This is a genomic window from Roseibium sp. (genome assembly GCF_965233565.1).
Taxonomy (GTDB): Bacteria; Pseudomonadota; Alphaproteobacteria; order Rhizobiales; family Stappiaceae; genus Roseibium.
Genome location: NZ_OZ247494.1, coordinates 699,739 through 711,355, shown reverse-complemented (window position 1 = coordinate 711,355; position 11,617 = coordinate 699,739). Strand labels below are relative to the sequence as shown.

Here is an 11,617-nt window from a genome sequence, read left to right as displayed (position 1 = left end):
TCCGCAAGTAACAGATTTCTCGAAAGTGCTTTCGGAACAATCCTTTTGCAGGTAAACAGCGTATCAAATTTTGAAATCAGTAGAGAACGGGTGAAAAATGACTGACAGTCCGGTGGATACAAATCTGATTGATCTTACGGCAGACATCGTGTCCGCCTATGTGAGCAACAACACTGTTGCGTCAACAGACCTGCCAGGCCTGATCAACGAGGTGTATGGCGCTCTTCAGAAGACAGCCAATGCCTCCAGCGAACCGGAGCCGGAGCCGCTGAAGCCTGCTGTCCCGGTGAAGAAGTCGGTCATGCCGGACTACATCATCTGCCTCGAAGACGGCAAAAAATTCAAGTCGCTGAAGCGTCACTTGCGCACCCACTACAACATGACCCCGGAAGAGTACCGGGAAAAGTGGGACCTGGGCGCAGACTATCCGATGGTCGCCCCGAACTATGCTGCAGCTCGCTCCGAACTTGCCAAGAAAATGGGCCTCGGCCAGCAGCGCAAGCGGTCCAAGTAAGGGTCGCTTCTGCTCGAGAGCAAAACGTCAAGAGCTGCCCGACGGGCAGCTCTTTTTTTTGTTTCATCGGAATGGCCCGCCTCAGGCTGCTTCGAGAGCGCCTTGGGCGTCGGACCGGATGCGGCCAACCATTGAACGTAATCCATTGGAGCGTTGCGGGGTCAGGTGTTCCTGCAGTCCGAGTTTGCCGAAGATGCCTTCGACGTCGGTTTCAAGGATTTCCCGAGCCGGCTTGCCGCTGAAAAGAGCCGTGACGATCGCGACAAGCCCCTGAACGATCAATGCGTCGCTGTCGCCCCTGAAGGTCAGCACCGGGCCGCCATCTGCAGTCTTGTCGACGCTGGTGATCAACCAGACCTGCGACACGCAGCCGCGCACCTTGTTAGCATCGGTTTTTTCGCTGCCGTCGAGCGGCGGCAATTCCTTGCCGAGGTCGATCAGATATTTGTAACGGTCTTCCCAGTCGTCGAGAAAGTCAAAGGTCTCAAGGATTTCGTCTAGGCTGGTCGTCATGGCACCGGTCTTTGAAGGTCGTTTGCGCTTTCATATAGCTCGCACATGCCGATCTGCAAATGGGTAAGTGGCCGGATCTTGTCCACGGCCCCGGGCATCAGGCGATGGGAATGTGGTTTCGACGGAAAAAGACATAAAAATACGCCGCAGATGGAATGGGCAGCTTTCCATCTGCGGCGCAGCGGAACAAACCGCTGAAGTGAAGCCGTCTTTGCGATGCCGCCCTGCGGCACCGCTCCAGCGGGGGCGCAATCGGCCGTTTCAGACCCAGGAGGTCATAGGGTCGTCAACAGCCTGGCCGCTCAGGTCTTCAGGCCTGAGCGGGGTTTGGGCCGTGGCACCGGCCCAAAATCTGTCTCCAGCGCGGAGACGTTGTTCAAGTCAGGTTGCCAGACAGGAGGGGCTGTCTGGATCTGGTCGGCCGCCAGGTCTGTCGCAGGCGTGGTCGAGCCTGTGAGCAGAGCGTCTGCGTCTGACTGGTCAGCTACCTGTGTGTCGAGATATTCGTAAACGATGCGCGCACCATCGCGCGCCCGGCTGCCGATGGCGGTGAGGGCATTGCCGCCCGTTTCGCAGGCTTGCGGATTTCGCCCGCAGAAACCACCGATGTCGGACACCGTCGCCTGTGCTGCCAGGAAGGCAGAAACCGGATCAACTTTTTCCACCGTGGTGCTTTCCTTCCCGGACCCGAGTGGAATCAGGGCCAGAACCAAGGTGAGCCAGAAGGCCGTCCTCAAGAGAAAGAACATGTCGCTACCCATAGTCTGTTCTGCTTTGCACGCCTTTGTGCCACTGGCGCGCTTGTTATGAAGGCACCATAACAGCGACATGAGAATGCCCGGTTGAGCAGGAAGGTTCAATTTTCATAAAATAAAACAGGTATTTAAGTCGAGTTTTCTGACAAATTGATTCAAATTTGAATGAATTTCGATCAAGTCCCTGAAACCGCGCCCTTATTTGGAAAAAATCGGCAAACCGAATTCATCCTTTATCGTTCCTTAAGTGCTCCGGACGACAATGCTCCTAGACAGGGTAAGAGCAACCCTGCGCGGTGTTGCGGTAGAGTTGAGTAGAGTGCGTAACCTTCTGAAATCGATGCGAAATACACTTGGGCAATGGATGAGCCGTGTTGACGGAATGATTCATCCCGCTGCCGCTTCCGATCCTTTTCTGGCTCCGCTGCACCGCTCTTTCATGATCAGCAGTTTTGTGAGCGGTGGGACGGCGCTGTTGGTCTTGCCTTTGCACCTGGCACTTGCCGGTCCGCCTCATGCCGCCGTTCTGCTTGTCCTGGCCTGGATGCTCGGCCAATGGCCACTGGCTCTTTATCTGTCCCGTTCGGGCACACTCAACAAGGCCATTGCCCTGTCGTCGGGTCTGTTTGCCTGTTTTATTGCTGCCATGTGCTTGTTGACCGGCGGTACGAGGTCCTTTGCGTTGCTCTGGCTTCTGATGCCGTTGATGGAAACCGCCTTTGCGACCGACCGAAAGGTTCCCGTGGTGGTAGGGGGACTTTGTGGTGCGCTTTTGGCGGCAATTGCCTTCCTGCCTTTGCCGGAATTTCAGATCGTGGTTCCTGCCACAGGAATGGTGCTCTACGCCACGCTTGGTGCACTGCTCTATGCTGGTGTGCTTTCTCTTCGTCTGACGCTTGACAGGACGCTGGCGCGGCAGGTGGTGCAACGGACGCAGTGCGATCTCGACCTGATCGCACAAGGCACCAGGGATGTCGTGTGCGAGGTTGCTGCTGACGGCACGCTCCGTCTGCTGGGCGGTTCGGTTTCGGCACTGGTAGGGCCGCTGCCGCTGGCCGATGGAGAAGACTGGTTGTTTCCGCGCCTGCATGTCGCGGACCGGCCATTGTACCTGACGCGCCTGTCGGAAGCGCGGCACAGTGGCAAGGCTCAACGTTTCGACGTTCGGTTTCGGGTTGGTGCAACGCGTCCCGGTGAAATCGGACTGGCTGACTACCGCTGCCTGTCACTTGTAATGCAATTGCCTTTGCAGCCAGCCGTGCAAACCGATGCGCAACCGGTTCTGTTGTTGACGCTTTCCGACGCCGGGCAGTCTGCACTGAGGTCGGAGCCAGCTGATGCTTCTGCCGGTCGCTCGAAAGCGGATATTGAGGTTGCGGCTGACCTGACGGCTCGCGCCAATCCGGAGACCATGTTGCGGATGTCTGCGCCTGTTTCCTCTCCAGCTGAGGGTGATGAGGCAGGACAGGTGCAGAAGGCAATTCCGGCCAACGCCCTTCATGCCACGTGTGACTTGTCGGCCAGCCTGGAACAGTGCCGGGACCTTTTGACCCCTGTCGCGGCGAGGCGCGGCATCCATCTGGATGTTTCCGTCGACGACAATTTGCCTTTGGTCGCGGTCGAGCCGAAAGGTGTGCGGCAGGCGGTGAACTGCCTGTTGGCGGACATGATCGAGACCTGCGGCGACGGGGCGGTTCTGGTGATTTCTGCAGAGGTGACTGACGCAGACGTTTCCTGCACCGTGGCCGTATCCGGGCGGCGGTCCGCACAGACCTGGCGCACGGCCCATTCAAAGTCGGTGATTGATCGGGCGAGTGAATTGCTGGAACGTGCCGGCGCCCGAATGCGCATTGCAAAGGATGTGGAAAAGGACAATCAGGTGATCCTCCTTCTTCCGCAATCCGCTGCGTCCGCAGGGGACGCTATCCTGGCCAGAACGGCATAGGTGAGCGGCATGGCAAAAACGCGAAAGTCCTCGAAACCGACAAAAGCCCAGGCGGCGCAGCACCCTGAGACCCTGATGTCCAAGGCGGGACATGTGGCGCTTGATAATCCGGTTGCAGCCGGTGGCACCGTAGTCATGGGACTGACGGCCTGCCTGATTATTGCCAACGCGATCGGCCTCCAGCCGGGCCGTCATCCGGCGCCGCTCTTTGCGACGCGGGATCGTCCGGAGGCTTTCCAGATGCCCGAGCCGGACGGCAGAAGTCCGGAGCTGAAAATCCAGGAAATCTCGACGCTGGTGCTCGACCTGCAGATTTCCCTCAGGAAAATCGGATTCTATGAAGGGCCACTCGACGGGCTGAACGGCCCGGCAACGGAACGGGCGATCCGGTCTTTTGAGCGCCGGGCCGGCCAGGTGGAAACAGGCGACGCCAGCGAAGCCTTGCTTGCTCTGGTGCTCATGCATGGTGATGCTCCGGCGGAAGGGCTGGTGCCGGTTCCGCGCGCCAAGCCTGGCGGAATCACCTTGCCGCCTCAGCCCGTGGGCGACGCTGGTGCCTCTCCCGTCGACGCTGATCCCGAACTCATGAAAATACAGAAAGCCCTGTCCGAGCTGGGCTATGGACCGCTCAAGGCGGATGGACTCATGGGGGCGAACACCACGGCGGCGATCCGACGGTTTGAATTCGACCGGGGTCTGCCTTTGACCGGAGAGCCAGGTCCGAAAGTCATCGAGCGACTTGAAATGGTCAGCGGGCGCAAACTGTCCGGATGAAGCCGGGCAGTTGCCCGGGAAGTGTATCTGACCTAAACCTGCCGGAAATCATCGTTGACAAGGGGGCAAGCCATTGCTTCTCCGGTGTGATGTGGGTGTTGGGAACGGCTATGCGGGTAACGTCCGAGTTTTTTGTCAGCGCACTGGTCCGGCGCATATTCGGCGAAGGCGGGTTCGCCGCCGTAAGCAAGAAGGGGGCGCCGGAAGCGGGCGCTGTCTTCATCTGTGTCGACCGGCTCGACGGGACATTCGACTTTTACGGTCCTGCGCCGCAGTCCATGTTCAGCGAACTGCCCCAGGGGCGTCTGTTCGAACAACTGTTTGAGGGAACCGACAAGGACGCCATCGAAAGACGCCTTGCCAGTGAGGCTCGAATGGATCCGGATTACTGGCTGGTAGACATCGAAGCGCGGGAAGGGCAGGTCGACTTGCCTCTGGCACAGGAAGAGGCCCCCGATCCGGGGGCGGGTGTCTTCCGGTTCTAGATCCTGCTGCCCATTTGACTGTTTTGACCACTTCTGATGCGCAGAGGCCTAAGGACAGGTGTTTTCTCAGGTGCCGGACTTCCTGACGGCCTTGGAGACACGAAAGAGTGGTTTGCCCTTTGCCCGGATCTCGCGCCTGCCATTTTCCTGATATTGCGGCGTGTGTTCGGGTGTCGGTGTCTCGACGCTCTCAGCACCTTGATCATGCAGGAGCCACTGGCCGACCAGAACTTCGGCAGCGCCGGGGCTCAGTGTTTTGTTAAGGCGCAGCAGACTGCGCAGGCGCTCCAGGGAAAGATCGGCACCGGCGAGGCGTATCAGCACGGTGGTCAACTGACCGGCCGAGAAGCCCAGTGCTTTTAGGGCAACCGTCAGGCCTTCCGCCTGATCCTGCTTGATCAACAGGTCGCAGGTTGCGCGCGGCAGGCCAAGGCCCTGGCCAAGCAGATCGGCAAACCGGCTGCGGTTTTGCCGAAGCGCTTCTTGAAGCAGGGCGTCCTGAAGCTTCAGACGGCCGCTATTGGAGGCTGCTGCTGGCGTCGCCGCCGGCGCTTGAGCCTGTTTGACCAGGCTGGTCATCTCGGCTGCTGCGATGGCCTTGGCCTTCAAAGGAGCCGGCAAGTGCAGGAATTGTCCCATGAGTCCATCCGGGTTTAGCGCGTCCTGACCAGCCAATTCTAAACCAAGAGTGGCAACGATGTCACTACGGCAACTCAATTTCGCCTGATGGGCTTGCGTGAGAATGACGTCATTGCGGTCCAGAAGGATGCGGATCACGGCCGCGCCGGCATGTTCACACAACACCGAGATCACCGATTCGCGTAAAGATGGACGATTGGCGATCGCCTTCCTTAAGCTGTCAGGACCCGTTCGGGCGGTGCGCAGAAGGAGATCCACAGAAAGCCGGGGGCTGTAACGAAGCGCTGGATAGGCAGTCAGATCGTCGTTGTCGCCGGCCAGAAGTTCGAGCAGATCGTGCGGCATTTCCGGATGACCAGCAAGCAACGTGGCAATTCGGCGCCGGTCTGGCAGCGACGTCGCCGGCAGGAGATTGCGGGCCAGCTCAAGAAAAATCTCTTTCTCATCAATGTCATGCCGCGTTCGGCCGGCAAAGAGCTCACTTGCGGCCAACAACACACCACGGTCGGAGCCGCTGGCTTGTGTGTGTTTGCGTCGGGAGGAGAAAGTTGGCACAGGCGAGTTGAAACGTTGGGGTTGGCGCATGAGACCCGTCTACAAAAAACAAAAGACCGGACCACCGGTTGGACTGATACCCTTCAAATTGAAGCAAAAGCGTTAGCATGCTGTTAACCCTGACGACTTCTTAATGGAGAGGCAGGAAGTAATGCGTCGCCCGTTTGACCGTTCCCCGTCGGTAATACGCCGTCCAGGGGAGATCGGAACCGAAGGAGGAGACGATGGGCACCTTGTTGGACTTTTCATCCGCACAACGGCCCACTGCGCGTGTGGGCCAGCGCTCAAATCAACGCCGCTCGACCAGCCGGGACAGCTTTGGGGAAGTTATCCTCTTCCCAGGTGTACGCTACGAGCGTCACGACCTTGATCTTGCCGCACGAATCACGACCATCGGTAAGGCGGCCGGACCAGCTGGTTCCGACAAGGACTGACGGTCCAAGCCTCTCCAGCCGCATGTGCCGGGAATCAATGCAGCGGTCTGGAGACATGCCCGATGGGCAAAGGCAAAGCGGAACATAACGCTGCCGCGTCCTCAAAGGATGGCGGAGCCGTTTGCGGGCAGGGTCTCCGGATTGTCCTGGTCGCGCTGGCGGCTCTTGGGCTTGCGGCCTGTGTGCGTCCGACCGGTGATTTCGACCGTGCCAAACCCTCCGTCATCCATGACAAGGTGATGCCGACCGCTGGCGACGAGGCTGCGCGATTGCGCGGCGATCCGGTCTCCAAATTCAATTACACTGATGACGAAAAACTGCTGCGCAACCGCGGCTGGACCTTGATACGCCCTCCCTGGACCAAGGACTGGATCGGCGGCACGATGGTCGAACTGTCGCGCACGCGGGTCCTGCCGGAGACCGAGGGGCGGGTGCCGCCGGATCTCTATCTGATCTATCTGCGATCCGACAAATTCCGATCGTCCAACGCGCGTTACGACAAGATCGCTGCCGATGCCTCCGGCGATGCGGAACTGGTGATGCCATTTTGCGAAGTGGCGCTGCGGGTGAAAAAGGCCGATGACGAACGCCTGCGGGTGCTTCAGCGCCAACCGGTGACAACCGAAGAAACCTATGAAGGTGCCAAGGCACGGGTCTGGGAAAACCGCGTTATGATCAAATGGGTCGGCCAGGCACTCCGGTATCGCATCATCGCCTACAAGAAGGCGCTGGACGGCCTGGAAATCGAAACACCGACCCAGAACCGGGTCTGGAAGGTCAACAATGCCATCCGGGAGCTAGAGGGCCAGGTCCGGATTGCTGAAGCCGGCTGTGATCCGAACACCCGGGGCGTTGCCGACCAGCCTGTCAAACGGTCCCGCATCTTCAAGAACTGGAGCACTGAACGGCCACCGGTTCAAAAGTGAGGTCGGCGGTGTTTGCAGGCCATGCGCTCACAAGTAGTCCCGTCCCGACGCCTGTCCGGCAAAATAGGCGATGGCGGCAAAACTGGCATAGAACAGGCCGAAGGACAGCATTTCGATAATCAGCAACACCTCATAGACGATGGTGAAAAAGCTTTTCGGAAAAACGAACGAAAGCGCGATCCAGGCAAAGAGGAGGCCGGTGAATACCTGGCAAATCCGGCTCAGCAGCGTTCGTTTTTCGTGAATGACCGTGTCGAAACGGCCGATAGCAAATCCCAGGACAAAGGGCAGAAAGTGCAGCACCGCACCGGCGGCATAAAGTCGGTAGTCTGTGTCCATGCGCCGGGTTGAGGACCTCTCACATTGAAGTTGGGTGTGGTGTTTGAAGAGGTTTCGTCCTCATATCCCCCCGCAACTCGCCGCTTTCAGCGCGCGGTCCACGGTGCCGGCGCGCGTGGGGTGGGGAACATAGGCCCGAAGCAGGGCAAAACCGCTGATCGGCTCCTCCGTTTCGATGACAATCAGGTCCTCCAGGTTCTCCGGAGGGTTTTCGCGCAAGATTGAGAGCTGCTCCGTTGTCAGGACCAGCATGGAGAGGCGTTCTGCGCCTGCAGTGCGGTTGTTGAGGCTGTAGACGGCTTCACCGGCCGCGTTGAAGAGACCGATCGACCAGAATGGCACCGGGATGCTGGCGTCAAACAGGACCGGTCCCTCGCTCAACTGAAAGCGGCAGGTCGCATGTTTCATCGCAGGATCGAGATCGGGAAGCGCTTCGGCGCCGGGGTAAACATCGGGAAGCAGATTGAACTGCCGGTCTGGACCGTGTGCGGCGACATTGTCGTAAGCACTGTGCTGGACATTGTGCGGTATGCTCAGAACCACAAGAATGTGAATGATCGCGGCCAGGCACAGAGTGGCCAAAAGTCCGACAGTCAGGGAAAAACGCGGTGAGAGGGTCATGGGCAGCCCTGCCTGTCGATCACCGGCATGCTGACCCCATCCAGCGCGGCACCGGTCGTGACCGGCGCATCATAAAGCCTCAGTACAAAGCGAAGGCCGTCGCTTGCTTTTGCATTGGCCGCCAGTGGCAGCCAGTTTCCCGAATGAGGGCTGCGAGCGGCCATGATCTCGAAACTGCCGTCCGGTGCCCGCAATAGGTCGTTGCTTGCCAGACTGGCGCGCCCCGAGAGGGTTTCCACGAGACGCCCGTGACCGTTCACCGCCGTCAGCGTCCAGAGGCGCGCGGAAGGTGTCTGGCCGGCGATCCGGTAGACGCAGGTGGGATCGAGCAGGTGGCCCCGGCTGTCTTCGCGGGCAACCAGTGCCAAACCTTCGCCGGACGCCAAAGGAATGACCGCGCCGCGGGTGTAGATTGCAACGGAATAGGGATCTGCACTCGCCGTTCCCGCCTTGGGATAGGCGCGCCAGGGGCCGATGGTCTCCGCATTCAGCGGCTCTTCGCGTTCGATGATCAGATAGGCGGAACTGATGCCGATCAACGCGGCCAGGACCAAGACCGTCGTGACGGTGGCCAGCGTCCGCAAGGGGTGGCCGCGGTGCGGACGAATGATGCGCGGCAGACGGGTCTCGTACCAGTCGGCCTCGCCATGCGGCGATGGACGGAAAGACGTGTCGCTCATTGCACCGCCACGGTTTCGGCCGGTTCGTTTGCGGGCACTGCACTGGCACTTTGTTGACCCATCAGCCGGCGTAGGTCGCGGCCAATCCTGAGCAGCAAAGACTGTGTGCGCCGTTTGAGCACCCGGGGCTGGGCCGTGTCCGACTGTTTGTTCGCCAGCTGCGCAGGGGCGGCGCGCGCTAGGCGCGGCAGGTTTTCCGCCTCCACGCCCGGCATGCGCGCCAGTTCGATGCCGTTATGGGCGAAGGCCATGTATTTCTGCCAGGTCATGGCGGGCAGGCTGCCGCCGGTCACACGCCGGGTGGAAGAAAAATCGTCATTGCCGAACCAGACAGCAGTGGTGAAGTTGCCGGTGTAGCCGACAAACCAGGCATCCCGATAGGCATTGGTCGTGCCGGTCTTGCCGGCGGCGACAACGCCGTCGATGCGCGCACGGCGAGCCGTGCCGGCTTCCACCACGTTGACCAGGATGTCATTGATCTGGTGGACCTTTTCTTCTGGCAGCACGCGGATCGCGTCCGGACTGTCTGTGCCGTGTCTGTAGAGAACCTTGCCATTGCTGTTTTTCACTTCCAGGATCGCATAGGCTGGGGCCTTGAAGCCGCCATTGGCAAAGGTGGAATAGGATGCGGCCATGTCGATCACGGAGACTTCGGACGATCCGATCGGCAGGGAGATGGAGTTTTCAAGCTCGTGGGTCAGCCCCATCGCGTAAGCCGTCTCGATGATCTTGTCACGGCCGAAATCCAGAGACAGGCGCACGGGAATGGTGTTGATCGACTTTGTCAGCGCCAGCTTCAACGTGACCGGCCCTCGATAGCTCCTGTTGTAGTTCTTCGGCGACCAGTTGCCGATCCAGACCGGCCGGTCCGGCACGATGCTGGACGGTTCATAGCCGTTCATGAAGGCGGTCATGTAGACGAAAGGCTTGAATGAGGAGCCGGGCTGGCGCAAGGCATTGACAGCCCGGTTGAACTGGCTTTCGCCATAGGACCGGCCACCGACCATGGCGACGACGGCACCGTCCGGAACCATGGAGACAAGGGCAGCCTCGTTGGCGTCGCGCAGTTTTCCGTTTTCGCGCAGGATCGTTTCAACAGCCAGATCCGCCTGGCGCTGCAGGGCCGGATCGAGCGTGGTGCGCACGGTGACGATGCGGTCCCGAGCCATGGCCGGATTGCGCCGGGCCAGCTTCTTGACCTCATCCAGCGCCCAGTCGAGGAAATATTCCGGTAGCTGTTCCTGCGACCGGTCGACGGCCAGCGCCGGGTTGCGCCGGGCTCCGATCACCTGGCCTTCGGTCAGGAGGCGGGCCTGGACCATGTTGGTCAGCACCTCGTTGGCGCGCGCGCGCGCCGCGGGCAGATTGATGTGGGGGGCATATTTGCCCGGGGCCTTGAAAAGACCCGCCAGCATGGCGCTTTCGGCAAGCGTCAGCTCGCGGACGTTCTTGTTGAAGTAAAATTCGGAAGCAGCGGTCACGCCGAAGACGCCGCCGCCCATGTAGGCGCGGTCGAGATAGAGTTTCAGGATTTCCTGTTTGCTGAGGTTCGCCTCGAGCCAGAGCGCCAGATAGGCCTCTTTGATCTTGCGGCTGAGACTGCGCTCATTGGTCAGGAAAAGGTTCTTGGCCAGCTGCTGGGTGAGCGTGGAGCCCCCCTGGACCACACCGCCTGCGCGGGCATTTTCCACCATCGCACGGAATGTGCCGACAAAGTCGATGCCGAAATGGCTGAAAAAACGCCTGTCTTCCGTGGCCAGCGTGGCCTTGATCAGGGAATCCGGGATCTCTTCAAGCGGGACACTGTCATTGAGAACGATACCGCGCCGGCCGATTTCCTTGCCGAAGCGATCCAGGAAGGTGACCGCGAAGTCGTCCGTCGTTTTCCAGTCCGCATAGCGTGTCGCCTCGAAGGCCGGTTGGGCAAAGGCCAGCACGACGATGAACCCGGCCAGGCCATAGGTCAGCCCCTCTGAGGACACTTCGGCAAGCATCCGCCAGATGCCCTTGGCGCGGAAACGCCGCAAAAACGCGTCGTAACTTTCAAAGGCGCGGCGGATGGCCGAACCGCTCTTCCAGAGCGCCGTATCGACAAAGGCGTCTATGGCCAGAAAGAACCGGCGGATCCGATGCCGCTTGCGGGGCGGTTTTTCCGCGCTTGGGCCCGCAGTCTTGCCTGCCGTTTCTCCAGCAGGGGCCGTCTTGTCTGAGTGCACTTCGTTCGTCACGCGAACAGGGTCTCCGGGTCAAACTCGCCGAGGTCACGTTAGCCGCTTTTCCGGAATTGGAAAACAGGCCGATTGCCGCGTCGTCGTGATTCCAGTTTACCGATTTTCCTTAGAAATTGCTTGCTTTTCAAACACTATTGCGTGCCCGTTGCTTGTCGGCTCCCTTCCGGCGTGCTAGGCGCCGGAAAACCACGGCACCCAAAAGGCAC

The 11,617-nt window shown here is 59.9% G+C and carries 14 protein-coding genes; 7 read left to right on the top strand and 7 right to left on the bottom strand.

Going from position 1 to position 11,617, the window contains the following annotated elements; translation table 11 throughout:
* Nucleotides 1-97: 97 nt before the first annotated feature.
* Nucleotides 98-514 carry a MucR family transcriptional regulator gene (locus ACO6TG_RS03395; protein WP_094071225.1) on the top strand — a complete coding sequence of 139 codons (417 nt, stop codon included), beginning with the start codon at nt 98-100 and terminating at the stop codon, nt 512-514.
* 81 nt (nt 515-595) lie between these two features.
* Here the strand turns inward: ACO6TG_RS03395 and ACO6TG_RS03390 are convergent, their stop codons facing one another.
* Together ACO6TG_RS03390 and ACO6TG_RS03385 are read right to left on the bottom strand one after the other, a co-directional pair.
* Nucleotides 596-1,027 (bottom strand): SufE family protein, encoded by a 432-nt coding sequence (locus ACO6TG_RS03390; protein ID WP_422376867.1) that lies wholly within the window; start codon nt 1,025-1,027, stop codon nt 596-598.
* A 302-nt stretch (nt 1,028-1,329) separates the two neighbouring features.
* Nucleotides 1,330-1,776, bottom strand: coding sequence for a DUF5330 domain-containing protein (locus ACO6TG_RS03385; RefSeq protein WP_422376866.1), 447 nt, complete (start codon nt 1,774-1,776; stop codon nt 1,330-1,332).
* Nucleotides 1,777-2,164: 388 nt separating this feature from the next.
* Here ACO6TG_RS03385 and ACO6TG_RS03380 point away from each other — a divergent pair, with 388 nt between their 5' ends.
* The 3 genes from ACO6TG_RS03380 to ACO6TG_RS03370 all read left to right on the top strand — a co-directional run bounded on the left by ACO6TG_RS03380 (nt 2,165) and on the right by ACO6TG_RS03370 (nt 4,986).
* Nucleotides 2,165-3,727, top strand: a complete 1,563-nt coding sequence (locus ACO6TG_RS03380; protein WP_422376865.1) for a hypothetical protein — start codon at nt 2,165-2,167, stop codon at nt 3,725-3,727.
* A gap of 9 nt (nt 3,728-3,736) precedes the next feature.
* Nucleotides 3,737-4,501 (top strand): peptidoglycan-binding domain-containing protein, encoded by a 765-nt coding sequence (locus tag ACO6TG_RS03375; protein ID WP_422376864.1) that lies wholly within the window; start codon nt 3,737-3,739, stop codon nt 4,499-4,501.
* Between the two features lie 110 nt (nt 4,502-4,611).
* On the top strand, nt 4,612-4,986 hold the full coding sequence (locus ACO6TG_RS03370; protein ID WP_422376863.1) for a DUF1491 family protein: 375 nt from the start codon (nt 4,612-4,614) through the stop codon (nt 4,984-4,986).
* A 66-nt stretch (nt 4,987-5,052) separates the two neighbouring features.
* Here ACO6TG_RS03370 and ACO6TG_RS03365 read toward each other — a convergent pair whose 3' ends face one another.
* A complete protein-coding gene (locus ACO6TG_RS03365) occupies nt 5,053-5,970 on the bottom strand; it encodes a DUF2336 domain-containing protein (RefSeq protein ID WP_422376862.1) in 918 nt (305 codons plus the stop codon).
* Between the two features lie 6 nt (nt 5,971-5,976).
* Here ACO6TG_RS03365 and ACO6TG_RS03360 point away from each other — a divergent pair, with 6 nt between their 5' ends.
* The 3 genes from ACO6TG_RS03360 to ACO6TG_RS03350 all read left to right on the top strand — a co-directional run bounded on the left by ACO6TG_RS03360 (nt 5,977) and on the right by ACO6TG_RS03350 (nt 7,540).
* On the top strand, nt 5,977-6,297 hold the full coding sequence (locus ACO6TG_RS03360) for a hypothetical protein (RefSeq protein WP_422376861.1): 321 nt from the start codon (nt 5,977-5,979) through the stop codon (nt 6,295-6,297).
* A 107-nt stretch (nt 6,298-6,404) separates the two neighbouring features.
* Nucleotides 6,405-6,614 carry a hypothetical protein gene (locus ACO6TG_RS03355; RefSeq protein ID WP_422376860.1) on the top strand — a complete coding sequence of 70 codons (210 nt, stop codon included), beginning with the start codon at nt 6,405-6,407 and terminating at the stop codon, nt 6,612-6,614.
* A gap of 62 nt (nt 6,615-6,676) precedes the next feature.
* Nucleotides 6,677-7,540, top strand: coding sequence for a hypothetical protein (locus tag ACO6TG_RS03350; RefSeq protein ID WP_422376859.1), 864 nt, complete (start codon nt 6,677-6,679; stop codon nt 7,538-7,540).
* Between the two features lie 27 nt (nt 7,541-7,567).
* Here the strand turns inward: ACO6TG_RS03350 and ACO6TG_RS03345 are convergent, their stop codons facing one another.
* Genes ACO6TG_RS03345 through ACO6TG_RS03330 form a run of 4 tightly spaced genes read right to left on the bottom strand, consistent with a single transcriptional unit; the run spans nt 7,568 to nt 11,408 of the window.
* The gene (locus ACO6TG_RS03345; RefSeq protein WP_422376858.1) at nt 7,568-7,879 is read right to left on the bottom strand and encodes a hypothetical protein; all 312 of its coding nucleotides are present in this window, start codon (nt 7,877-7,879) and stop codon (nt 7,568-7,570) included.
* A 60-nt stretch (nt 7,880-7,939) separates the two neighbouring features.
* Nucleotides 7,940-8,500, bottom strand: coding sequence for a DUF1254 domain-containing protein (locus tag ACO6TG_RS03340; protein WP_422376857.1), 561 nt, complete (start codon nt 8,498-8,500; stop codon nt 7,940-7,942).
* Entirely contained in the window at nt 8,497-9,180 is a 684-nt protein-coding gene (locus ACO6TG_RS03335) for a DUF1214 domain-containing protein (RefSeq protein ID WP_422376856.1), read from the bottom strand. Before ACO6TG_RS03335 ends, ACO6TG_RS03340 begins: the two co-directional genes overlap by 4 nt.
* On the bottom strand, nt 9,177-11,408 hold the full coding sequence (locus ACO6TG_RS03330; protein ID WP_422376855.1) for a transglycosylase domain-containing protein: 2,232 nt from the start codon (nt 11,406-11,408) through the stop codon (nt 9,177-9,179). Before ACO6TG_RS03330 ends, ACO6TG_RS03335 begins: the two co-directional genes overlap by 4 nt.
* Nucleotides 11,409-11,617 lie beyond the last annotated feature (209 nt).